General features: G+C 59.8%; 21 protein-coding genes. 13 read left to right on the forward strand and 8 right to left on the reverse strand.

Annotation, left to right across the window (positions count from 1 at the left end; genetic code table 11):
* Positions 1–14: 14 nt before the first annotated feature.
* Both glgP and ACP7B0_RS00720 read left to right on the forward strand, forming a co-directional pair.
* Positions 15–2,528 carry an alpha-glucan family phosphorylase gene (gene glgP, locus ACP7B0_RS00715; RefSeq protein WP_426138983.1) on the forward strand — a complete coding sequence of 838 codons (2,514 nt, stop codon included), beginning with the start codon at positions 15–17 and terminating at the stop codon, positions 2,526–2,528.
* Positions 2,529–2,687: 159 nt separating this feature from the next.
* Entirely contained in the window at positions 2,688–3,695 is a 1,008-nt protein-coding gene (locus ACP7B0_RS00720; RefSeq protein ID WP_426138984.1) for an alpha/beta fold hydrolase, read from the forward strand.
* Positions 3,696–3,989: 294 nt separating this feature from the next.
* On the opposite strand, the gene ACP7B0_RS00725 is transcribed toward ACP7B0_RS00720, so the two are convergent.
* Both ACP7B0_RS00725 and ACP7B0_RS00730 read right to left on the reverse strand, forming a co-directional pair.
* Complete coding sequence (locus ACP7B0_RS00725) at positions 3,990–5,189, reverse strand: acetate/propionate family kinase (RefSeq protein ID WP_426138985.1); 1,200 nt, start codon at positions 5,187–5,189, stop codon at positions 3,990–3,992.
* Positions 5,186–6,613: a bifunctional enoyl-CoA hydratase/phosphate acetyltransferase gene (locus ACP7B0_RS00730; protein ID WP_426138986.1), complete on the reverse strand. Its 1,428-nt coding sequence runs from the start codon at positions 6,611–6,613 to the stop codon at positions 5,186–5,188. The genes ACP7B0_RS00725 and ACP7B0_RS00730 overlap by 4 nt, the downstream gene beginning before the upstream one ends.
* Positions 6,614–6,628: 15 nt before the next feature.
* On the opposite strand from ACP7B0_RS00730, the gene ACP7B0_RS00735 reads away from it, so the two are divergent.
* Positions 6,629–6,907 carry a hypothetical protein gene (locus ACP7B0_RS00735; protein ID WP_426138987.1) on the forward strand — a complete coding sequence of 93 codons (279 nt, stop codon included), beginning with the start codon at positions 6,629–6,631 and terminating at the stop codon, positions 6,905–6,907.
* Positions 6,908–7,027: 120 nt separating this feature from the next.
* Entirely contained in the window at positions 7,028–7,867 is an 840-nt protein-coding gene (locus tag ACP7B0_RS00740; RefSeq protein ID WP_426138988.1) for a TauD/TfdA dioxygenase family protein, read from the forward strand.
* A gap of 54 nt (positions 7,868–7,921) precedes the next feature.
* Here ACP7B0_RS00740 and ACP7B0_RS00745 read toward each other — a convergent pair whose 3' ends face one another.
* On the reverse strand, positions 7,922–8,539 hold the full coding sequence (locus tag ACP7B0_RS00745) for a TetR/AcrR family transcriptional regulator C-terminal domain-containing protein (RefSeq protein ID WP_426138989.1): 618 nt from the start codon (positions 8,537–8,539) through the stop codon (positions 7,922–7,924).
* A 408-nt stretch (positions 8,540–8,947) separates the two neighbouring features.
* Here ACP7B0_RS00745 and ACP7B0_RS00750 point away from each other — a divergent pair, with 408 nt between their 5' ends.
* On the forward strand, positions 8,948–9,616 hold the full coding sequence (locus tag ACP7B0_RS00750) for a DUF3313 domain-containing protein (protein WP_426138990.1): 669 nt from the start codon (positions 8,948–8,950) through the stop codon (positions 9,614–9,616).
* A 378-nt stretch (positions 9,617–9,994) separates the two neighbouring features.
* On the opposite strand, the gene ACP7B0_RS00755 is transcribed toward ACP7B0_RS00750, so the two are convergent.
* From ACP7B0_RS00755 to ACP7B0_RS00770, 4 genes are all read right to left on the reverse strand, one after another.
* Complete coding sequence (locus ACP7B0_RS00755; protein WP_426138991.1) at positions 9,995–10,312, reverse strand: DUF2388 domain-containing protein; 318 nt, start codon at positions 10,310–10,312, stop codon at positions 9,995–9,997.
* A gap of 143 nt (positions 10,313–10,455) precedes the next feature.
* Positions 10,456–10,890, reverse strand: a complete 435-nt coding sequence (locus ACP7B0_RS00760) for a GFA family protein (protein WP_426138992.1) — start codon at positions 10,888–10,890, stop codon at positions 10,456–10,458.
* Between the two features lie 63 nt (positions 10,891–10,953).
* The gene (chrA, locus tag ACP7B0_RS00765; protein WP_426138993.1) at positions 10,954–12,150 is read right to left on the reverse strand and encodes a chromate efflux transporter; all 1,197 of its coding nucleotides are present in this window, start codon (positions 12,148–12,150) and stop codon (positions 10,954–10,956) included.
* Between the two features lie 65 nt (positions 12,151–12,215).
* Positions 12,216–12,785, reverse strand: coding sequence for a cytochrome b (locus ACP7B0_RS00770; protein ID WP_426138994.1), 570 nt, complete (start codon positions 12,783–12,785; stop codon positions 12,216–12,218).
* Between the two features lie 180 nt (positions 12,786–12,965).
* On the opposite strand from ACP7B0_RS00770, the gene ACP7B0_RS00775 reads away from it, so the two are divergent.
* From ACP7B0_RS00775 to ACP7B0_RS00805, 7 genes are read left to right on the forward strand one after another with little or no spacing between them, the layout of a single operon-like run.
* Positions 12,966–13,643 (forward strand): thermostable hemolysin, encoded by a 678-nt coding sequence (locus tag ACP7B0_RS00775; RefSeq protein WP_426138995.1) that lies wholly within the window; start codon positions 12,966–12,968, stop codon positions 13,641–13,643.
* Positions 13,633–15,114, forward strand: a complete 1,482-nt coding sequence (locus ACP7B0_RS00780) for an AMP-binding protein (protein ID WP_426138996.1) — start codon at positions 13,633–13,635, stop codon at positions 15,112–15,114. The genes ACP7B0_RS00775 and ACP7B0_RS00780 overlap by 11 nt, the downstream gene beginning before the upstream one ends.
* Positions 15,111–15,803 (forward strand): TenA family transcriptional regulator, encoded by a 693-nt coding sequence (locus ACP7B0_RS00785; protein ID WP_426138997.1) that lies wholly within the window; start codon positions 15,111–15,113, stop codon positions 15,801–15,803. The genes ACP7B0_RS00780 and ACP7B0_RS00785 overlap by 4 nt, the downstream gene beginning before the upstream one ends.
* Positions 15,790–16,599: an SDR family oxidoreductase gene (locus ACP7B0_RS00790; protein WP_426138998.1), complete on the forward strand. Its 810-nt coding sequence runs from the start codon at positions 15,790–15,792 to the stop codon at positions 16,597–16,599. The genes ACP7B0_RS00785 and ACP7B0_RS00790 overlap by 14 nt, the downstream gene beginning before the upstream one ends.
* Positions 16,600–16,601: 2 nt before the next feature.
* Positions 16,602–17,246 carry a tetratricopeptide repeat protein gene (locus ACP7B0_RS00795; RefSeq protein ID WP_426140033.1) on the forward strand — a complete coding sequence of 215 codons (645 nt, stop codon included), beginning with the start codon at positions 16,602–16,604 and terminating at the stop codon, positions 17,244–17,246.
* Between the two features lie 10 nt (positions 17,247–17,256).
* Positions 17,257–17,919, forward strand: a complete 663-nt coding sequence (locus ACP7B0_RS00800; RefSeq protein ID WP_426138999.1) for a response regulator — start codon at positions 17,257–17,259, stop codon at positions 17,917–17,919.
* On the forward strand, positions 17,916–19,283 hold the full coding sequence (locus ACP7B0_RS00805) for an ATP-binding protein (protein WP_426139000.1): 1,368 nt from the start codon (positions 17,916–17,918) through the stop codon (positions 19,281–19,283). The genes ACP7B0_RS00800 and ACP7B0_RS00805 overlap by 4 nt, the downstream gene beginning before the upstream one ends.
* Here ACP7B0_RS00805 and ACP7B0_RS00810 read toward each other — a convergent pair whose 3' ends face one another.
* Positions 19,284–20,714, reverse strand: coding sequence for a mechanosensitive ion channel domain-containing protein (locus tag ACP7B0_RS00810; RefSeq protein WP_426139001.1), 1,431 nt, complete (start codon positions 20,712–20,714; stop codon positions 19,284–19,286). It lies immediately after the preceding gene.
* Between the two features lie 105 nt (positions 20,715–20,819).
* On the opposite strand from ACP7B0_RS00810, the gene ACP7B0_RS00815 reads away from it, so the two are divergent.
* The gene (locus ACP7B0_RS00815; protein WP_426139002.1) at positions 20,820–21,737 is read left to right on the forward strand and encodes a LysR family transcriptional regulator; all 918 of its coding nucleotides are present in this window, start codon (positions 20,820–20,822) and stop codon (positions 21,735–21,737) included.
* The last annotated feature ends 26 nt before the right edge of the window (positions 21,738–21,763 follow it).

The raw sequence follows: 21,763 nt of genomic DNA on the forward strand, positions 1-21,763 counted from the left end.
CCGGGGGATACTCAATGCCGCACAGCGCCTGGCACGACCCAAGCTTCAACACGCTCCGGCAGTTGGCGTTTGACCAGTCAATTCGCTGGTCAAGTTTTAACGATGACATCTGGCGCGCCCTGGACAACGAGCTATGGGAACTGACCCATAACCCTTGCCTGGTGCTCAATGCAGTGTCCGCGCAGCGCATCGCCGTGCTGATGGCGGACAATCACTTCCATGGGCGGGTGGCGCATATTGCCCTGTCCCATGCAGAAATACTGGCCCGGCCATCCTGGTTCGACGACCACCCGCAGGCCAGTCAACTGGGCTGCGTGGCCTATTTTTCCATGGAGTACATGCTCAGCGAGGCGCTGCCCATTTATTCCGGTGGGCTGGGCAATGTCGCGGGGGATCAGCTCAAGGCCGCCAGTGATCTAGGGGTGCCGGTTGTGGCGGTCGGCATGCTCTGGCAGCACGGTTACTTTCGTCAGGAAATCAGTGCAGACGGGACCCAACAGCCGTTGTACCCGGTCAATGACACCCGGCAACTGCCCGTGGACCCGCTTTTACGCCCCGACGGCAGTTTGTTACGCCTGGCCGTTCAGTTGCCCGGCCTGACGTTATGGGTGCGTGGCTGGCGGGCCACCGTGGGCGGCAATCGATTGCTGCTGCTGGACACCAATGATCCGGCCAATCCGCCGCCGGTGAGGTTGATCACCAGCCAGTTGTATGGCGGCGATCTGGAGATGCGTCTGCGGCAGGAGACCGTTCTCGGGATTGGCGGCTGGCGGTTGCTGGAGGCGGCCGGTTACGCACCGGATGTCCTGCATTTGAATGACGGGCATGCAGCGTTCGCGGTGCTGGAGCGAGTGCGCAGCTACATGCAGGCCCACCGCGTCGGTTTTAACGTCGCCCTCATGGCCACCCGCGCCGGCAACCTGTTCACCACCCATACGCCGGTCAAGGCAGGATTCGACTGCTTTCCCGCGTCACTTATCGACAAATACCTGGGGCGTTATATTCAGCAGGAGCTGGATCAACCGGTGTCGACGATCATTGCTTTGGGGCGTCAGAACCCGGACGACGAGCAGGAACCGTTCAACATGGCCTACCTGGCGACGCGCTGTTGCGGGGCGATCAATGGGGTCAGTCAATTGCACGGGGCGACCAGCCGGCACATCTTTCAGAACCTGTTTCCCCGTTGGCCCACGTCCTCTGTACCCATCGGCCACGTCACCAATGGCGTGCACCAGCCCACCTGGATTTCCCGGGAGTCGGAGGAATACTGGCGGGCCCTGCACGGGGATCTGCTGCCTTGGCGCGGTTTCAGTGAGGCCCGTGTCGCATCGTTCTTCAAACAGGTGGACGACGCGCAACTCTGGGATTTTCGCAGCCGGGTGCGTGCCTGGTTGATCCAGTTTGTGCGCACTCACCTGGCCCGCAGCGCGGCCGTGCACAGTGCTTCTCTGGACGTGATCGAGTCCATGGGCAGTCGGTTCGATCCGCACGTGTTGACCCTGGGTTTTGCCCGTCGCTTCGCCAGCTACAAACGGCCTAATCTGTTGCTGCAAGACCCGGAGCGATTGCTGCGTATCCTTAACCATCCCACTCGGCCGGTGCAGTTGCTGATTGCCGGCAAGGCGCATCCGGCCGATCAGTACGGCCAGCAGTTGATCGCAGACTGGCAGGCCTTCATAGCCCGGCCGGACGTGCAGGGGCGTGTGGCATTCCTTGAAGACTATGACATGCGACTGGCGCGCAATATGGTCCAGGGCGTGGACGTGTGGGTCAACACGCCGCGCCGTCCGTGGGAGGCGAGCGGCACCAGTGGCATGAAAATTCTGGCCAACGGCGGGCTGAATCTCTCGCAACTGGATGGATGGTGGGCCGAAGCCTGCACAGCAGAAGTGGGCTGGGGTATCGGCGATGGTCATGAGCACGACGAAGCCCATGACGTGGTGGATGCCACCCAGCTTTATGAGTTGCTGGAACGCGAGGTTGTCCCGGCTTTCTATGAACGCGATGAGCAAGGTTTACCCAGGGAATGGATCAAGCGCATGCGGGCCAGCATGGGCAGCCTCGTTACCCAGTATTCCTCCGATCGGGCGGTGCGCGAGTACACCGAGCATTACTACTTGCCGGCAGCGATTGCCTATCGGGCACGTGCCGCCCAGGACAACCGGTTGGCTATTCAACTGGCTGATGGGTGTGAGCAAATGCGCCGACACTGGTCAGGCATTCGTTTTCTGGAACAGCAGATGTTGCCTCAGCCCGGTCGTTACCGGGTGACATTGCAGGTAGATCTGGCGGGGATCTCGCCGGTATTTCTGCGGGTGCAGTTGTATGCCGAAGGCGTTGATGGCATGCCTGCCAAAACCTGGGACCTGCGAGTCGATCCCACCCCGCAGCGCGATGGCTTGTTCACTTACAGCGGGGAAGTCCCTGATGACCGCCCGGAGCAGGCTTACACCGCGAGGGTCATCGCCGATGCGTCGTCTGGTCTGCATGTGCCTCTGGAAATGGGGCTGATTACCTGGCAGCACTGACGAATGGGCACACCTGGCGAATCCCTGGCGGCACACGGTGTCTATTGCCCTGCCGCCGGGTGCGCGGGCGCTTTGCACACCCTCAGCGCTTCGAGTGCGGAGGCTTTACGTTGTCTTGTAGAGCCGCGGCCCGGATCTATCTGTTCAGGAGAATCGTGTATGCGCGCTGCAACTGTCGCTGGCTTCATGCTGGCCTTCGCCTTGCCTTGCGGGGCAATGGCTGACACACCGGTTTATGGCAAACAGCTGGAAGGGTTCAACTACCCCTATGCGCTGAAGAAATTCGAGTTTGAGTCCCAGGGGCAACACCTGGAAATGGGTTACATGGACGTTGCGGCCAAGGGCAACGCCAATGGTCACACCGTGGTGCTGATGCACGGCAAGAACTTCTGTGGCGCTACCTGGGAAGACAGCATCAAGGCTCTGAGCGAAGCGGGCTATCGTGTGATTGCGCCGGATCAGATCGGCTTCTGCACTTCAAGCAAGCCGGCTTATTACCAGTACAGCTTCCAGCAATTGGCGACCAACACCCACGGTTTGCTGGCAAAGCTGGGTATCGACAAGGCGGCGGTGATTGGCCATTCCACTGGCGGGATGCTGGCCACACGTTACGCGCTGATGTACCCGCAGCAAACCGAGCAACTGGTCATGGTCAATCCCATTGGCCTGGAAGACTGGAAAGCGCTGGGCGTGCCGTACCGCAGCATTGATCAGTGGTATCAGCGTGAACTGAACGTCACCGCCGAGGGCATCCGCAAGTACGAGCAGAACACCTACTACGCCGGGCGCTGGAAGCCTGAATTCGACAAGTGGGTGGACATGCTCGCGGGCCTCAACAAAGGTCCGGGGCATGAAGCGGTGGCGTGGAACTCGGCTCTGATCTACGACATGATTTTTACCCAGCCGGTGTTCTATGAGTTTCCGAAACTTCAGGTGCCGACCGTGCTGATGATCGGCGACGCCGACACCACGGCCATTGGCAGTGATATCGCTTCACCTGAGGTCAAGGCGAAAATCGGCAACTATAAAGTGCTCGGCAAGCAGGTCGCCCAGATGATTCCCGGCGCAAAGCTGGTGCAGTTCCCGGGCATGGGTCACGCGCCGCAAATGGAAGAGCCCGAGCAGTTCAACAAGGCGTTGATTGCGGAGCTGAACGGCAAGCCTTGATTGAAGATTGCAGAGCCTGTTGGAGCGGGCGGGCGGTGTTCCAACGGGATTTGCGTTTCAGACCACGCTCGCCTGCCTAAGCTTGTAGGAGCGAGGCTTGCCCGCGAAGGCGTGAGGTCAGATGACAGAGATGCCCGTCGATATACCCGTTCGCGGGCAAGCCCGGCTCCAACGGGATTTGCGTTCAATACCCTGACATCTGTGCCACGACAGCGCCTTATGTTCAACCGGCGCTAATTTCCGCCCCACCGAATCATCTGTTGGCGCGGGCTTTCGGTGGCGGTCCCGAACTCGTTATCCCGGCTCGGTTAACCGGTACGCCTCAAGCGCTGTCACCCATTCCTCATTGGTGGGTTCCACCACCACTTTCACCTTGCTGGCTGGCGTCGAGATCACCTCGGCGTTGGCCTGATTGGCGGCCTCGTCGAGCTCGACACCGAGAAACTGCAGCCCCGCACACATACGCGAGCGAATCGTGGCGTTGTGCTCGCCGATTCCCGCTGTGAACACCAGCATGTCCAGACCGCCCAATGTCGCCACCAGAGCGCCGGCTTCGTGGATGAAACGCCTGAGGTAAAGTGCCAGAGCCATGGCGGCGCGAGGCTCATCGGCTTCGACGGCCAGCAGGGCGCGAGGGTCGCTGGAAATGCCGGAAATCCCCAGCAAGCCTGACTCGTGATAGAGAATGTGGCTGACTTTCTCCAGGCTCAATTTCCAGATTTCCATCAGGAAGATCACCGCGCCGGGGTCCATCGCGCCGCTGCGGGTGCCCATCATCAACCCGTCCAGCGCCGAAAAGCCCATGGTGGTGGCAACGCTTTTCAGATCCCGCATGGCGCACAGGCTGGCACCGCTGCCCAGATGGGCGACCAGCGTTCGGCCACGCGCCTGTTCGCCGTATCGCTCGGCCAGGGCAATGGATTGGTAGCTGTAGGAAAGCCCGTGAAAGCCGTAGCGGCGCAAACCGTTTTCCCAGGCCGACCAAGGCAGTGGCAGGATTTTTTCCACGTCCGGCAAGGTCTGGTGGAAGGCGGTATCGAAACACACCACTTGCGGCAGGTCCGGGCGGGCTTGCAGCAAGGTCTCGATGGCTTCCAGCGCAAATGGCTGATGCAACGGCGCCAGGGGAATGTAGCTTTTCAGGTCAGCCAGCACGTGGGCGTCGATCAACACCGGGTTGGCGTATTTGATCCCGCCATGCACCACTCGGTGAGCAACGGCCCGGATCGTTCGGCCGCCCAACTGTGCTGTCACTCGCTGGCGAATATGGCCCAACGCATCGTGATAAGGGTGATCGTGACTGAGCGTCAGAGGTTGCTCGGCACCGCCGTTCTCGCTGATCACCGGGTTCTTCCCGGTGATGCCTTCCACTTTACCGGCCCACTGGGCGGTCTTCGCGAGCGGATTGGACCCAGTGTCGAACAGCGCAAACTTGATGCTTGAGGAGCCGGCATTAAGGACCAGGATCAAAGGGCTGTCTGGTGTGTCGTTCATGGCGGCGTTACCCGATAGTGATGTGCGACCAGCACGGCAATGGCACAGGAGGCAATGCGCGCTTCTCTTGAGTCAGCGCGGCTGGTGAGAACAATCGGCACTTTGGCACCCAGCACGATCCCGGCGCTGGCGGCACCGCCTAGGTATTCCAGTTGCTTGGCGAGCATGTTGCCGCTTTCCAGATCCGGCACCACCAGAATGTCCGCCTTGCCGGACACCGGCGATTGAATGCCCTTGATCCTCGCTGCTGCCAGGGAAATGGCGTTGTCGAAGGCCAGCGGGCCATCGAGCACGGCGCCGGTGATCTGCCCGCGATCCGCCATTTTGCACAACGCAGCGGCATCGAGGGTGGCCGGCATGTTGGCGTTTACGGTCTCCACAGCGGCCAGGATGGCCACGTGAGGGTTACTGACCCCCAGGATGTGCGCCAGATCGATGGCATTGCGCACGATGTCGACCTTGTCGGCCAATAGCGGGGCGATGTTGATTGCCGCGTCGGTGATGATGAATGGCCGGGGATAGAAGGGCGTCTGCATCACGAAGCAGTGGGTGATGCGTCGTTTGGTACGCAACTGCGCCGCGGACGGCACAACCGCAGACATCAATTCGTCGGTGTGCAGGCTGCCTTTCATCAACGCTTCAACTTGACCCTCCCGGGCCATTTCGGCACCCCGTAAGGCGGCCGCATGGCTATGGGGCACGTCCTCGATGGTGAACCCGGCAAGGTCGTGGTTACCCTTGGCCGCCAAGGCGTGCAGCTTGTCTCGTGGGCCAATCAGGATGGGCTTGATCAGTCCGGCATCCCGGGCATCAAGCGCTGCTTCGAAACTCACCTCATCGCACGGATGCACCACCGCCATGCGGATCGGTTCCAGAGGCTGGCAGGCTTGAAGTAAACGGTTCAGACCGTCGGCGCTGTGGCGCAGCTCAATACCCGGCAGGCTGACCCGATGCACATCGATATGTTCGCTGGCGGCGTGAACCAGGGATTCGCCTTCCAGCACCACGCAGCCTTCCTGATTGATGCCGCTGCACGCCAGCGTCAGCAACTGTCGAGCTTCATCCCGGGCCGTGACGGTGACCGACACCGTCAGCGTATCGCCAATGCGCACGGGGGCGAGGAATTTGAGGGTTTGCCCCAGCGTCACCGAACCCGGCCCCGGTAATTGGGTGCCAATCAACGCCGAAATCAGCGCACCGCCCCACATCCCATGGGCGAAAACCGTATTGAACTGAGTGGTCGCGGCAAAATCCGGATCGACATACAACGGGTTCACATCACCGGACACCAAAGCGAACAGCTGGATATCCTGAGCCGTCAGCGTGCGCTGCAAAGACGCCGTTTCACCCGGCAGGATGTCGTCGAAGGCGCGGTTATGGATTCGTTCCAGATCGTTGGTCGGGATGGGCATGGAACGGGTCATGGGCGTTGATCCTGAATGCGTATTGGCAAGATGGGTGATGACTCATTCACGCTTTCAAGCGAGCGTAGCGTGCAGCAACCAGGCCAGCACCAGCTTGCATGCGAAGGCATCGCGGCAGCCTACTCTTATCTCATGACCAACATGTTGTGGCAGGTCAATGGATGGCTCAGCCATGGGCTTGGTCGTGCGGGTTATCCGCGGTTGCAAGCTCTGTTGGAGCGAGGCTTGCCCGCGAAGGCTTTGTTTCAGGTTCGAAAAAATAGGCGGATGCACGGCCTCTTCACGGACAAGTGAGGTGGCGTAGAGCGTACTGAAATCGACCGACGTACAGTCCGGCGCCTTCGAATCACTGGCACCTTGTGCTGGCTCCTGCATAAGCGTACAGTTGTGTACACTTATGCAGGAGTTCATTTAATGAAAACCGCTTCGAAGGCTCGCCTTTCCCACGAGCCAATCAAATCCAGTATCGGGACTCGTATCTTCAACGGTAAGGAAGATCTTCTGGCCGGTGGTCTGGCGAGCGAAATACGCGATCTGCTGGAGCAGCGGGGTGTATTGGTCTTTCCTGAAATTCAATTCACGGATGCTGAGCAAATAGCATTCACTCAAACGCTGGGTATCTTTGCGCCGGAAGCCAGCGATGGTCAGGGCGTTACCAAGATCACACTTGACGTGAAGGAAAATCCGGCTGGCGCGGAGTTTCTGAAAGGGTCGCTCTATTGGCATATAGACGGCACCTGTAACGAGTCGCCTATCCTCGCGTCACTTCTGTCTTGCAAGGTTCCAGCGACCTGGGGCGGTAACACTGGCTTTTGTAATACGTATGCGGCTTATGAGGGCTTGTCGGATGCGGATAAACAACATTACGAGAAGATGCGTGTTGTCCATGCACCTTGGGCGTCGCTGTTTTATTACGATCCCGAACCCGACCTCTCCAGGCTGAAGGCAATGCAAGCCATTGGCGAGAAAGAATTGCCGTTGGTATGGAATCACCGTTCTGGCCGCAAATCGCTGATTGTCGGTTGTACGTCCCAGCACGTCATTGGCGTCACTCCCGCGCAAAGCGCACAGATCATCGTGGGGCTCCGGGAATGGGCGACTCAAGAGCAATTCAGCTACAGCCATGAGTGGCACGCAGGCGACCTGGTCATCTGGGATAACACAGGTACGATGCACCGCGCTGAAGCTTACGACCCGGCCTGTAGGCGGATGATGCATCGGACAAAACTCGAGGGTGAGGAACCGTTTGAGTAACCGTGCGACGGTGAAACAGGAAAGCGAAGGTTGGCTGAAGCGGGCTCCAGGCGCTTAGCGTGGAGTCGCTCCCCGGAGGAACATGTCGACAGCAGTCGCTACCATCTCGTCGATCTGGAGCAGCGTCATGGGTTGTGGATCCCGCTGGAACAGACGCTCCTCTGGTTCGGCTGTAATAAGCGAAAGAAACTGCTTAGCCAGGATCTTGGGATTGCCCTTTCTCAATTCCCCGCTTTCCACGGCGGCAGACATGAGCGTGGCAAGTGCGTCAATACCCTGGCTCGGTCCTGACTCGTAAAAAAGCGTTCCTATATCCGAGCGACCCGATTCCGACAGAACCATTCGGTAAACTTTTATGGCGGTAGAGTCGTTCAACACGATCTTGAGCATTTTTCGCCCGAATTGCAGGAGCGACTCCTCCAGGCTAACGCCGGTTCTGGACGTTACAAGAAGGTCAGAAACAGCATTGTATAAATGCGAGGTGGCATACATTTGTACCACGGCGATGAAGAGAGCTTCTTTGGATGAAAAGTAGCCATACAACGTGGCTTTGGAGCCACCCAATCGAGTCGAGACCTCTTTCATGGATGCCCCTTCGTACCCCATCTCAAGAAAGACGGCGGCAGCAGTTTCCACCATGGCGGCACGGCGAGTTTCAGTACGAACCTTCATTTTTTCTCCAAAAGAATACGCCTGTGTACACTTTAGTGTTGACGAGAGCGAGAGAAGCGCTTAAAAGTATACACCTTGGTACGGTTTTGATCGACCCGAGGGTTCATCATCACAAATCGTGCTTGGACGTCGTCTGCCTGGTCGCAGGTCCTGCTCCGTGGGTGTCTTGCCCTGTCTCGTGGGTGACGTGACGCGTCAGGCTACTGCGCTTGACCGAAAATTGTACGAGTAGCCGTCAGGATAGGTCACTTATTCCGGCTTGCCATGCGCACCTGAACGTGTATTCACACATGACTCTGAAAACGAGGGTGAAGTATCGGTGCCCCGAGTTCGGGCACAGATGATCTATTGCTCTTACTTGATACTTGATCGCGATCTTATCGCTGTAGCTTGACCGGAGAAATGGATATGTGCAGACCTGAAGAACCCAAAGCAGGCGTGTTCCTATTATTAGTACTGGCCATCGGCGGGTGCGCAAGTCAAGAGCCTTTTCCCTATTCCGGAATTGAATCATCCCATGACATGCGGCTGAACAAAGACGATACCTCTGAACGGGTTCCATTTAAATATACAAGTAAAGTGGACTGGAGTCGTTTTAATAAGGTCATGCTTGAACCTGTGGTGATTTACGCCGGGGCGGATGCTCAATTCTCGGACTTGACTCCCAAGGACAAAACAACGCTGGCCAACTTCATGACGGTTGAGTTTTCAGAAGCGCTAGGCCGCCGCTTTCGATTCACGGCAGCGCCTGGGCCGGACACCCTTCGAATCCGTCTCACCTTGACCGGAGCAGAGACGACAACGCCTGTGTTGGCAACCTTCTCCAGATTCGACATCGGTATGGGCTCGTACAACCTCGTTCAAGCTACCCGTGATCGCAAGGGTACATTCACAGGCTCGGTAAGCTACGCGGTTGAAATCTACAACGCTTCAACGTCACGCCTGCTGGAATCCTACGTGACCCGGCAGTACCCCAAGACCTACGATATAAGCTCCACCTTTGGTGCCCTGTCAGCGGCTCAGGCGGGCATTTCAATCGGAGCCGACAGTTTGGTTGATTCTTTTACTTCCCAATAGAATTTTTTGAGCGCTGCTCAGCGATCCGCTCTTGTTCTAGTGGGCGGCAAGGTATTTCGGGAAGGATAGTCGCACAGAACATACAGCCTGAAGGTGCGGCTATAATTTTGGCGAATACGACGTGCAACAGGTTAGTTGGGACGGTTGCCGGTCAGCAGAAGTCCGTCGGGATCTCTTGTTTCGGACGTTTTCGCCGGGACATTATGTGGGCCGTTGGAAAGTGCGAGACGCTGATGAAAAGCGTACTGCTGCCTGCATGTTTTTCATGAGTGTTTGTAATGCCGTTGTATGTCCTCTATATATACCTGGAACATCCTGTCCCAGGGGTTGAATGAACGGTCAAGCCTTGGTCATCACGGCTTATTCATATCCGGATTTTCAGTTTTCAGCTACCGCATTCTTGGCGAGTATTGCCTTGGCCAAATCCATGTCCGAAGCCTTCAGATCCGGATTTTCTGAGCGAGCGTTCTGAATAGCTGCCTCCAGAAAAGGGCCACGAATATTGCCGCTGCTCGCAACGAAGCTGCTGGCGTCGTCCTGGGCTGCAACGACCAGCTTATGGTCCTTGGACGTCAGGTAGCTCGAGCCGGTGGTGGCGCCAGAGGTGAGCACGTTACGCCAGAAATCATCGGCCATTGCCGGGCCGATCGGCAATGAGAGCGTTACAAATGTAGCTAAAGCGAATTTAAGACGCATATTGGATAAACCTCAGGGGTGGGATCTGGCCGACATAATACTGTACATGGCGGTACACTTATACAGGATTCGCTAGGTCGGTACGATAAATTCCCGAGTACTGAGATCCCCTCAACAGTTGAGATCGAGCGCCGCTGAATGGCTCAAGCGTCGGCCTCAGTGCAAAAACCACCGTCCATCACCGGGCGATCATCAGGATGATTAACGCCGTCACTGGTGGGGACCTGACCGATGTCAAAAGGATTGACGCCTTCCAGGCAGCCCACGTTGTAGCCGTATTCGTCTGGATTGGAGCGACGTTGATGATGGGTGTAGATCCCGCAATTACCGCAGAAGTAGTGTTTGGCGGTGCGGGTGTTGAACTGGTACAGCTTCAACTGGCTTTGACCCTGGATGATCTTGATGCCGTCCAGCGCAACGGTGGCGACGATGGCGCCGCGACGACGGCACATCGAGCAATCGCATCGACGGGGGTCGACGATGCCGTCAGGCAGGGCAAGCTCCAGCACCACCGCGCCGCAGTGGCAGGACGCGCGATGTGAGGGCAGGATCTGGGTCGGACCCACTTGTTTGATCATGATTCTTTACTCCCCGTTTGCGAGTCAAAAAGAGTAGCTGCTGACACACAACTTTGCCCAACGCTACAGCACGAGCCAGCCGATAAAGGCGCTGGCGACCACCACCAGCCAGGGTGATAGCTTCCAGTACATCAAGGCGGTGAAGGCTAGCAACGCCAAGGCCACATCCTTTAGCCCGAAAATGGCGCTGGTCCATACAGGCTGGTACAGGGCGGCCAGCAGCAGGCCCGCCACACAGGCATTGATCCCGCTCAACGCGGCCTGCATCCGCCGGTTACCTTGCACTGCACTCCAGAATGGCAGCGCGCCAAACACCAGCAAGAAAGCAGGCGCAAAGATCGCGAGCAGACAGATCAGGCCACCGATAAAGCCAGACGGATGGCCCTGCAAGGATGCGCCGAGAAACGCGGCGAAGGTGAACAGAGGCCCCGGCATGGCCTGGGCAGCGCCGTATCCGGCCACAAACACCTGATTGTCGACCCAGCCGGTCGGCACCACCTCGGCCTGCAGCAGCGGCAAGACCACATGCCCGCCCCCGAACACCAGTGAGCCTGCCCGGTAGAACGCGTCCACCAGGGCCAGCGTTGTCCAGGGCAACAGGTGCGTCAGTATCGGCAAACCCACCAGCAGGGTGAAAAACAGCATGAGCCAGAGGACCCCGGTACGGCGGGTGATAGGCACGTTCAAGGGTGCATGGTTGATGGCTTGCACGGGTGTGAGGAGCCGTGCGCCGATGACACCGGCAATGGCGATCAAGCCTATTTGTGTCCACATGCCGGGCAGCAGCAGGGCGCCAGCAGTGGTCAGGAGCATCAATGTGATACGGGGAGCATCCGGGCACAGCGTGCGTGCCATGCTCCACACCGCTTGGGCAACCACCGCCACGGCGACCACTTTAAGACCTTGCAGTGCGCCAGCTGAAACCGATTCGCCAAGGCTGGACAAGCCCCTGGCAAACAGGATCAGCACCAAGGCCGAGGGCAGGGTGAATCCGGCCCAGGCGGCCAGTGCGCCGGCGTAACCGCCACGGGACAATCCCAGGGCGATGCCCACCTGACTGCTTGCCGGTCCCGGCAGAAACTGACAGAGGGCCATCAGATCCGCGTAACTGCGTTCGGACAGCCACTTTCTGCCGTCCACGAACTCGGCACGAAAATAGGCCAGGTGGGCGATGGGGCCGCCAAAGGACGTCAGCCCCATGCGCAGGAAGATCAGGAAGATGTGCAGGGGGCTATGATCGTGCTGTTGCGACTTGGACATGAGGCTGATCCGGCTGGGGTCCTGAGCACTCAGTTGTCAGGACCTGAGCCATGGAGAGCCGAAGCTTAGGCGTGATCCTGCTTTTTTTCGACGCGTCGGGCCGGCAGCATGCGTTTCAGGGTGTTGTCCCCGACCCAATAGTGATGGAACAACCCGGCAGCCGCGTGCAGCCCGATCAGCCAGTAGCCCGTGGTACCCACCAGTTCGTGCCAGTCCTCCAATTGTTCGGCCCGGGCAGGGTCGACGCCGATCGGGGCAGGTAGTGTGAAGCCGAAGTACGGTATGGGCTTGCCTTCGGCGCTCAGGATCAGCCAGCCTAAAATCGGGGTGGCGATCATCAGGCCATAGAGGGCCAGATGCATCAGATGGGAGATGCCGGCTTGCCAGCTTGGCGGGGGCGGTGTAATCGCCGGGGCCGGGTTGATACGCCCGAGCAAACGCACCCAGACCAGCGTGAAGATAGCCAGACCGAACAGCGTGTGCAGCCCCAGAAACAGACTCTTGGATGTACTGCCCCTGGGCAACAGGCCCTTGATTTCGATGCAGGCATAGACACCCACAAATAGGGCCAGCATCAGCCAGTGCATGGCCATCGAGAGTTTTGCGTAGCGTTGTGGCGCGGCGGTTGTAGTCATCAAAGGCCTCGTAATGGCAATTGCTGCCGTCGTTAGCAGGTCGGACGACTCTGCCTGCCTTGGCTTAAGGCAGTCTGAAGAGGCGCTGTCGCTGGCGAAAACCTCACACCGCACGCCTTCAGACTCCGTTAAGAATCGCCGTCGATACTCCACCCCACTTACTCAAGGGGAGAGCGCCCGATGTCAGGTTTTGACTGGAACATACCTATGCCACTGCGGTTCGGCACTGCCGGGACACCCGGTCTTGACCTGACGCGTTCGCTGGCTGGCGATGCCTCGCGTCACGAATTCGAGGCATTCATTCAAGAGCGTTTTCAACTGGCGCATGGCGCTCGTATCAACCACTTCATGCCTGAGCTGTTTGGCCTCAACGATGGCAACAACAGCTTATGTGCCGTGGCGGGGGTGCGCCGTGCAGCCACCGGTTCGCTCTTTCTTGAGCATTATCTGAATGAACCGGTGGAGCAAATGATCCTGGCCCGTGCCGGGCGGCCGGTGGAGCGCGCCGGGATCGTTGAAGTCGGCAACCTGGCAGCCAGCAGTCTGGGCAGCGCCCGTCTGAGCATTATTACCGTCACCTGGTTGTTGGCCATGGGCGGCTTCGAATGGGTGGCGTTCACCGGCAACGCCAGTCTGGTCAACAGCTTCAACCGGCTGGGGCTGCGCCCGATCACGCTGTGTGTGGCGGACCCGCTGCGCCTGGGGGAAGAGCGTCACGCCTGGGGCACTTATTACCAGACACAACCCAGCGTGCATGTCGGCGATATCCGGGCGGGTTTCAACCACCTGAGCGAGACGGGGCTCTTTGAGCGATTCGGTTTGCCTCTTACGCTGGAGCAAACCTGCAATGTCGCCTGAACTGAACGCTTTCAAGGCCCTCCTGCGTGAATACGCCGCCGAACAACCGGACACGGTAGCGCTGTGGGGGGACGACCTGTGTGTGGACTATGGGCACTTGTACGCTGAAATCGAGTTGCGCCAACACCTGCTGCGTGATGCCCAGGCCAGGACCGTTGGCCTGGCCATGGACAACGGTCCACAAGCGATGCTTTGGGACCTGGCCGTGCTGTTTGAAGGGTTGACCTGCGTCACGCTGCCGCCGTTCTTCAGCCCGAGCCAGCGTCTGCATTGCCTTAAGCAAAGCCGGGTCGCCTGCGTGATTGCCGATGAGGCCTTTGCTGATGAATTGACCAACGCCGGGTACCAGCGCTCAGGGGCGTTCTGGACCGATAGCCAGCCGCACACCGACATCATGCCCCAGGGCACGGCCAAGCTCACGTTCACCTCCGGCACCACCGGCAACCCCAAAGGCGTGTGCCTGAGTGCCGAAAGTGTGCTGACGGTCGCCCGCCAATTGCATGAAGCAAGTCTGGCCAATGCGCCGACCCACCATCTGGCGATTCTGCCGTTGGCGATCCTGCTGGAAAACATAGGGTGCTATGCCGCGCTGTATGCCGGCGCGACCCTGAGCCTGCCCGGCCAGGCAACGCTCGGTGTTCGGGGCGCCAGCGGCGTCGATGTGCCGCGCATGCTCGGCTGTTTGCAGCAGCGCCGTCCTCAAAGCCTGATTCTGGTCCCCCAGTTGCTGCTCATGCTGGTCAGCGCGTGCGAGATGGGCGCCTTCGATGCATCGATGCTGCGCTTTGCTGCGGTGGGCGGGGCAAGGGTCAGCCGCGATTTGTTGGTGCGCGCCCAGCGAGTGGGCCTGCCAGTGTTCGAAGGTTACGGTCTTTCGGAATGCGCCTCGGTCGTGGCGCTGAATCGACCCGGCGCGCAGCGGTTGGGCAGTGGTGGTAAACCCTTGCCCCATGTCCAGGTGCGCCTGGCGGATGATGGCGAAGTGTTGATCGGCGGCTCACCGATGCTCGGCTATCTGGGCGACCCGACCCCCGCGCCGCACTGGTGGCCCAGCGGTGATCTGGGTGAGTTCGACGCCGAAGGATATCTCTACCTGAAGGGCCGCAAGAAGCACCAATTCGTGACCAGTTTTGGCCGCAACGTCAATCCGGAATGGGTCGAGGCCGAGCTGACGCAAAACAATCGTATCGCCCAGGCGTTCGTTCATGGCGAAGCCTTGCCGCGCAATCACGCCCTGCTGTGGCCCGCCAGTGTCGACTGCACCGACGCCCAGCTCGCCGAAGCGGTTGATCGCGCCAATCAGGCGCTTCCCGATTACGCCAGGGTCCACGACTGGACCCGGCTCGCACAACCCTTCACCACCGACAACGGCATGGCTACCGCCAATGGCCGCCCACGTCGGGAAGCCATTCTCCGGCATTACCAGCATTTGTTCTCTTTATCGACTCCAAGCGAGGAATTCCCAGCATGAGTTTTTTCAACGCACTTCAGGAAGCGACCCGTCAGGAACGCGACACACTGTTTCATCTGCCCATCATTCGCAAAGCCCTCACGGGGGATGTCAGCCTGGAAAGCTATCGGGCGTTTCTCGTTCAGGCGTATTACCACGTGCGTCACACGGTGCCGTTGATGATGGCCTGCGGCGCGCGCCTGCCCCAGCGTCTGGAATGGTTGCGCGGTGCGGTGTGCGAATACATTGACGAAGAGTACGGCCACGAAAAATGGATTCTCAATGACATCGCGGCCTGCGGCGGCGACGCAAAGGCGATCGTAGCCGGCGAGCCACAACTGCCCATCGAGCTGATGGTTGCTTACCTTTACGACTTGATTGCCCGTGACAATCCGGTGGGTTTGTTCGGCATGGTCAATGTGCTGGAAGGCACCAGCATCGCCCTGGCCACCCATGCCGCTGGCAGCATCCGCGCTCACCTGCAGTTGCCGGAAACGGCTTTCAGCTATCTCAGCTCCCACGGCAGCCTGGATATCGAGCACATGCAGACGTACCGTCGGCTGATGGACACCCTGGACGATCCGGCTGACCAGGCAGCGGTTATCCGGGCCTCAAAAGTTGTTTATCGCCTGTACACGGACATGTTCCGCGGGCTGCCGGGCAGCGATGCAACTGTGCGCGTCGAGGATGCCGTCCATGCGTCTCTCTGAAGCCAGGGTCGTATTGACCGGCGCCAGCGGCGGGATCGGACTCGCGATTGCCGAGGCCCTGTGCGCCCAGGGCTCTGAGGTGCTGGCCATCTCCCGTCACAAGGCACCCTTGCTGCCGTTGCTGGCGCAATACCCGCATCTGCTGCGTTGGGTGGAGGCGGATCTGACCATGGAGGAGGGCCGTCAACACGTGGTGACAGCGGCCCGCACCCTGTCAGGTTTCAACCTGCTGATCAATGCGGCAGGGACCAATCACTTTGCCATGCTTGAGCAACTGGACGAAAGCGCGATCAGCTCGATGCTGGCCGTCAATGTGCACGCACCGATCCGCCTGACCCAGTTGCTGCTGCCGCTACTCAACAAGGCTGCCAGCGCCACGGTGGTCAATGTGGGATCGACTTACGGGTCCATCGGCTACGCCGGTTATGCCACTTACTGCGCCAGCAAGTTCGCCCTGCGCGGGTTTACCGAGGCATTGCGCCGGGAGTTGGCGGACACCCGCATCAGTGTGCTGTACGTCGCCCCCCGCGCCACCGCGACCTCAATGAACAGCGGCGCTGCGCAGGCCCTGAACGATGCGCTCAACGCCAACGTCGATGATCCTCGACAGGTGGCTCAAGCGGTGGTGCATGCCATCGCAGGGGACCGTCGCGAACTTTACCTGGGCTGGCCCGAGCGGTTTTTCATCGGGCTCAACAGCCTCCTGCCCAGCCTCGTTGATCGCGGGCTGCGCAAACATCTGCCGTTGATTCGACGCCTCAGTCATGTTCCTGCCAATGAGAGAACCAAACCATGAAGATGAAGACACTCATCGTCGGGCTGACCTGTGGGCTGTTGAGCCTGCCGCTGTGGGCACTGGATGCTCCCGACGAGCAGCGTCTGGCTGCCATCCAGCAAGAGTGGGCCCACGTGCAATACGAGGTTCCCGAGGCCCAGCGTTCCGATGCCTTCGAAAAACTGTCCGCCCAGGCATCGTCCTTTGTCCAGGCCCGCCCGCAGGTCGCCGAAGCCTGGATCTGGTCGGGTATCGTGACCAGCAGTTGGGCCGGTGCCCAAGGTGGCCTGGGCGCGTTGAGCAAGGTCAAACAGGCCAAGGCTGATCTGGAAAAAGCCCTGTCACTGGACCCGAAGGCGCTGCAAGGGTCGGCCTACGTCAGCCTGGCGGCCCTGTATGATCGGGTGCCGGGTTGGCCCATCGGGTTTGGCGATACGGAGAAAGCCGGGCAATTGCTGGAACAGGGCCTGAAGCTCAACCCGAACGGTATCGACCCGCTGTATTTTTGGGGTGACCATTTGTACCGGCAGGGCCACTATGCTCAGGCCAAAGACGCGCTGACTAAAGCACTGAAGGCCGCGCCGCGTCCTGGACGGGAAAAGGCCGACGCAGGCCGCCGTCAGGAAATCGGCCAGTTGCTGGCCGATGTCGAGAAGAAACTTAAATAAGGGAGCCTCCATGCGTTTGCTGCTCATTGAAGACGATGTCGCGCTGGGTGAAGGGATTCACCAGGCCTTGAGCCGCGAAGGCTATACCGTTGACTGGCTCAAGGATGGTGCCAGCGCGGTGCATTCATTGCTCAGCGAAAGCTTTGATCTGGCAATCCTCGACCTGGGCCTGCCCAAGCTCGACGGGCTGCAAGTCCTGCGGCGTCTGCGGCAAAGCGGTTCGAGCCTGCCGGTGCTGATCCTGACTGCACGGGACGCCACCGAGGACCGCATCGCCGGACTGGATGCCGGTGCCGACGACTACCTGATCAAACCCTTCGACCTGTCTGAACTCAAGGCGCGTCTGCGTGCGCTATTGAGGCGCAGCGCGGGCAGGGCGCGGGCATTGATCGAGCATGCGGGTATCACCCTCGACCCCAGTACCCAGCAGGTGACCTATCACGATCAGTCGGTATTTCTGACCCCCAAGGAATATCAGCTGTTGCATGAACTGCTGTCACCGCCAGGCCGGGTGATGACCCGCGACCGTCTGATTCAGCTGTTGTATGGCTGGAACGAAGAGGCCGAGAGCAACACCCTGGAAGTGCACATCCATCATCTGCGCAAAAAGTTTTCCAGCGATCTGATCCGTACCATTCGCGGTGTGGGGTACCTGGTGGAGGAGCAGCATTGAATTCGATACGGCGGCGGACCCTGACGCTGATCATTGGCTTGTTACTGGCTGGTTTACTGGTGTTGAGTGTGTTCAACGTCCATGACAGCAATCATGAGATTGCCGAAGTCTACGACGCGCAATTGGCCCAGAACGCCCGTCTGTTGCTAGGGGTGATGCGCATGCCGCTGGCCCATCCCGAGCAAAGTCAGCTTTATCAGGCGTTCAATACCGCGCTGGGGCAGGCCGAGCCCAGGGTGGATGGCCATCCTTACGAGAGCAAGATTGCTTTTCAGGTATGGGACCGCAACGGCCGCTTGCTGGTGCACACCGCCAGCGCGCCGACATTCAAGCAGGTGCCGCAGACGGTGGGTTTTAGTGACGTCACCGACCTGACCAACCGCGGCTGGCGTGCATTTGTGCTGGACGACACCCAGAACGGCTTGCGCATCTGGGTGGGCGAGCGTGACGATGTGCGCACGGATCTGGTCAACCGGATCGTGCGCCACACCCTGGGCCCGAATCTGATCGGCAGCCTGTTGCTGGTCGGCGTGATCTGGCTGGCGATTGGCTGGGGCCTCAAGCCGCTGGCTGATCTGGCCAAGACCCTGCGCGCCCGCAGCCCCGGCTCGCTGGAGCCGCTGCGCATGGCACCGCTGCCCAGTGAACTGGAGCCGATGCAGGCGGCGTTGAACCGACTGCTCGGCCAGATACAGGACCTGTTGAATCGTGAGCGCCGTTTTATCGCAGACGCCGCTCACGAGATGCGCACCCCGCTCGCGGTACTTCGGGTCCACGCACAAAACGTGCTGGAGGCCCGTAACGAGGAGCAACGGCGAGAATCCCTGGGCTATCTGATCATTGGGGTGGATCGCACCACGCGGCTGGTCAATCAGCTGTTGACCATTGCCCGGCTGGAACCCCAGGCCAGTGCTGCCCCTTTGCCGACGATTGATCTGGTGGAAACGGTGCGCGAGAGCCTGGTGCAACTGACCCACTGGGTCCTGAGTCGGGGGCAGGAGTTGTCCTTCGAGCCCAGTGAAGCGTCCCATTTCGTGACGACCGATCCTGGGTTGATCGACATCGCGCTGCATAACCTGGTAACCAATGCCGTCAACTTTTCACCCGAGGGTGGTCAGGTCCGGGTCGGGCTGACGATCGATGCCCAGACGTTTTCCCTGAGCGTTGAGGATCAGGGCCCCGGCATCGACGAAGCGGAGCGTGAGCGGTTATTCGAACGTTTCTACAGTCGAGGCAACGATCAGGGAGTGGGCCTGGGCCTGACCATTGTGCAAGCCATTGCCCAGCGCCTTGGCGGACAGATCCAGCTGGAGAATCTTCCGACAGGGGGCCTGCGCGCCGTATTTCAGGCCCGCGCCAACTGATCAGCGCATTTGCAGCCAGCCAAGAAAGCTGCCTTTTTTGATGACCGCCGGCTTTTCGGTCAGAACCGACTGGCTGCTGGTTTGCCGAATCGCCTGGAGTTTTTTCAGTGCGCTCTTGATCTGCCCTTCCTGCTCCATGGCTTCCCGGGCCACGGCCTTGTCGATACGGTAGACCACGCATGAGGTCAGTGCCGTGAAGCGGGCCTCGGACGGGGTATCGTCGAGCACGCTTTGCTCGCCCATCACTTCGCCTGGTCCCATGCGACCGGCTTCGATGTAATCCGCGCCGTCGGAAACCGCTGCCGAGACCACGCCGGTGGCGATGACCAGCAGGCTGTCAGTGACGTCATCCTCATCAACAATCACTTGCCCGGCGGCGTATTCCCGTAATGACATGTGCTGGGCCAGATGATTTTTCTCTTCAGCGTTCAGTGCCCGCAACACCTTGACCTCATCAAGCAGCGTGCGCGCCCTGGACACGGGTTCGTCCGTGACATCCGATTGCCAGGCAATGCCCGCCGCTTCCAGATGACGATAGGCCAGGTCGAACAGCAGGTTGCGCACCTCGGCTTTTTTATCCAGGTCCTTGATGTAGCCGGTGAGGGTGTATTCGATGGTGGTGGGGCTGGCCTCCTTGACCACGGCGCGGGCCTTGGGCAGGGGAAGCAGGGCGCTGCTGCCTTGCAGGGCACGGTCCAGCGCATCCAGCACACGGCGGGGGCGTATGTGCGGTGACACCATGATGTTGATGGACACGCCGAACATGTCCCTTGGGCGGCTGAGGTTGACGATCTTGGCCTTGGCTGCCACCGAGTTGGGGATCACGGCGGTGCTGCCGGTGCCGGTCAGCAAGTGAGTGGCGCGCCAGTCAATGTCCACCACTTTGCCTTCCACGCCGTCGATGCTGATCGAATCGTCCACCTGATAGGGTTTGGTGGTGTTGAGGATGATGCCGGAAAACACGTCGCTCAAGGTGCTTTGCAGGGCCAGGCCGACGATGATCGCCATGGCACCGGAGGTGGCCAGCAGACCTTTGACGGGCAACTGCAGCACGTAACCGGCGGCGGCGACGATGCCGATCAGGAAAATCACCGCGCCGATCACTTCCTGCAGCAGACGCCCGCTGTGACCGATGCGCTGCGTCAGCAACAGGCCCAGCACTTCAGTCAAAGTCCGCGCTGCAAAAATCCACCAGATGATTTCCAGGGCGGTGGCGGCCAGGTGCCGGGCGCTGTCGTCTTCCCATGGCGCGGTATCCAGCGGGCTCAAACCGGCACTGATGATCACTGCGCTGTACACCAGGAAAAACCCCAGGCGGGCCGCCACTTTGGGCAAACGCTGCCGGTACGGTATCGCGTGCCAGCTCGTCAGGTCGGCAAGGATCAGAAACACGCTGCATGCCAGCGGGTAGGTGTGAATGAACGCGAGCATGGGCCAATTCCTGAGGGGCGGGAGGAGCGTGGTGGTCAGATTAATACCGTGCAGGCGTGTGATAAAGCGGGTAGAAAGCGTTTGACTGTCAACCGGTGAGCGACAATGAATCCTTTCGAAGACATGCGCATTTTTACCCAGGTCATGGAAGCCGGCAGTTTCACGGCGGCAGCGGAGCAAATGGGATTGTCCAAACAGTTCGTCAGTCGCCGCGTGATGCAGCTGGAAGAACGGCTGGGTGTACGTTTGCTCAACCGCTCAACCCGGCGGCTGGATGTCACGCCTCTGGGGCAGACGTACTACGAATCGGCGCTGCGCCTGGTGGCTGAAGTGGAGCAGGCCGAGCAAAGTATTGCCGGGCAGCACAACCAGCCCAGAGGCACCCTGCGCCTGACCGCGCCGTTGTCGTTTGCGATTGAGCATCTGGGCCGGTTACTCCCGGCGTTTCTCCAGCGTTACCCGGATGTTTCGGTGGAAGTGGACCTCAGTGACCGCGCCGTGGATTTGCTGGGGGAAGGGTATGACCTGGCCCTGCGTATTGGCGTGTTGGAGGACTCGACCCTGATTGGTCGGCATATCGCCCTGATCGAACGCGTTTACTGCTGCAGCCCGGACTACCTTGAGCGGCGTGGCGAGCCCACCGAGCCCGAAGCGTTGAAGGGGCACGATTGCCTGCCTTATGGCCATAGTCGGCAAGTGCAGTGGACGTTCGAACGTCAGGGTAAACCTGTCGCCGTGAGCCTTTGCGGGCGGATGCGAGCCAACAATGGCGAGCTGCTACGCGACGCGGCGATTGCCGGACTGGGCATCACCTACCTGCCGCTGTTCATTGTCGAACCGGCGTTGCAGGACGGGCGGCTGGTGCGGGTTCTGGACCGTTTCCGCACACCGCCGCTGGCCTTGTCGGCGGTGTACCCGCAGCATCGACAGGGCGCCCGTCCGGTGCAGGCGCTGATTGAGTTCCTCAAGGAAACGTTGGCGCAGGATGCCTCTTTGTTGTCAGAGCGTGCAGGCCAGTCATGAATGACCTGCGGTTGACCGGGCAGGCG

It is taken from the genome of Pseudomonas sp. DWP3-1-2, assembly GCF_049896285.1.
GTDB lineage: Bacteria > Pseudomonadota > Gammaproteobacteria > Pseudomonadales > Pseudomonadaceae > Aquipseudomonas.

Coding starts and splice junctions, on each gene's coding strand:
- glgP (WP_426138983.1), top strand. CDS start 15: ATGCCGCACAGCGCCTGGCACGACCCAAGCTTCAACACGCTCCGGCAG.
- ACP7B0_RS00720 (WP_426138984.1), top strand. CDS start 2,688: ATGCGCGCTGCAACTGTCGCTGGCTTCATGCTGGCCTTCGCCTTGCCT.
- ACP7B0_RS00725 (WP_426138985.1), bottom strand. CDS start 5,189: ATGAACGACACACCAGACAGCCCTTTGATCCTGGTCCTTAATGCCGGC.
- ACP7B0_RS00730 (WP_426138986.1), bottom strand. CDS start 6,613: ATGACCCGTTCCATGCCCATCCCGACCAACGATCTGGAACGAATCCAT.
- ACP7B0_RS00735 (WP_426138987.1), top strand. CDS start 6,629: ATGCGTATTGGCAAGATGGGTGATGACTCATTCACGCTTTCAAGCGAG.
- ACP7B0_RS00740 (WP_426138988.1), top strand. CDS start 7,028: ATGAAAACCGCTTCGAAGGCTCGCCTTTCCCACGAGCCAATCAAATCC.
- ACP7B0_RS00745 (WP_426138989.1), bottom strand. CDS start 8,539: ATGAAGGTTCGTACTGAAACTCGCCGTGCCGCCATGGTGGAAACTGCT.
- ACP7B0_RS00750 (WP_426138990.1), top strand. CDS start 8,948: ATGTGCAGACCTGAAGAACCCAAAGCAGGCGTGTTCCTATTATTAGTA.
- ACP7B0_RS00755 (WP_426138991.1), bottom strand. CDS start 10,312: ATGCGTCTTAAATTCGCTTTAGCTACATTTGTAACGCTCTCATTGCCG.
- ACP7B0_RS00760 (WP_426138992.1), bottom strand. CDS start 10,890: ATGATCAAACAAGTGGGTCCGACCCAGATCCTGCCCTCACATCGCGCG.
- chrA (WP_426138993.1), bottom strand. CDS start 12,150: ATGTCCAAGTCGCAACAGCACGATCATAGCCCCCTGCACATCTTCCTG.
- ACP7B0_RS00770 (WP_426138994.1), bottom strand. CDS start 12,785: ATGACTACAACCGCCGCGCCACAACGCTACGCAAAACTCTCGATGGCC.
- ACP7B0_RS00775 (WP_426138995.1), top strand. CDS start 12,966: ATGTCAGGTTTTGACTGGAACATACCTATGCCACTGCGGTTCGGCACT.
- ACP7B0_RS00780 (WP_426138996.1), top strand. CDS start 13,633: ATGTCGCCTGAACTGAACGCTTTCAAGGCCCTCCTGCGTGAATACGCC.
- ACP7B0_RS00785 (WP_426138997.1), top strand. CDS start 15,111: ATGAGTTTTTTCAACGCACTTCAGGAAGCGACCCGTCAGGAACGCGAC.
- ACP7B0_RS00790 (WP_426138998.1), top strand. CDS start 15,790: ATGCGTCTCTCTGAAGCCAGGGTCGTATTGACCGGCGCCAGCGGCGGG.
- ACP7B0_RS00795 (WP_426140033.1), top strand. CDS start 16,602: ATGAAGACACTCATCGTCGGGCTGACCTGTGGGCTGTTGAGCCTGCCG.
- ACP7B0_RS00800 (WP_426138999.1), top strand. CDS start 17,257: ATGCGTTTGCTGCTCATTGAAGACGATGTCGCGCTGGGTGAAGGGATT.
- ACP7B0_RS00810 (WP_426139001.1), bottom strand. CDS start 20,714: ATGCTCGCGTTCATTCACACCTACCCGCTGGCATGCAGCGTGTTTCTG.
- ACP7B0_RS00815 (WP_426139002.1), top strand. CDS start 20,820: ATGAATCCTTTCGAAGACATGCGCATTTTTACCCAGGTCATGGAAGCC.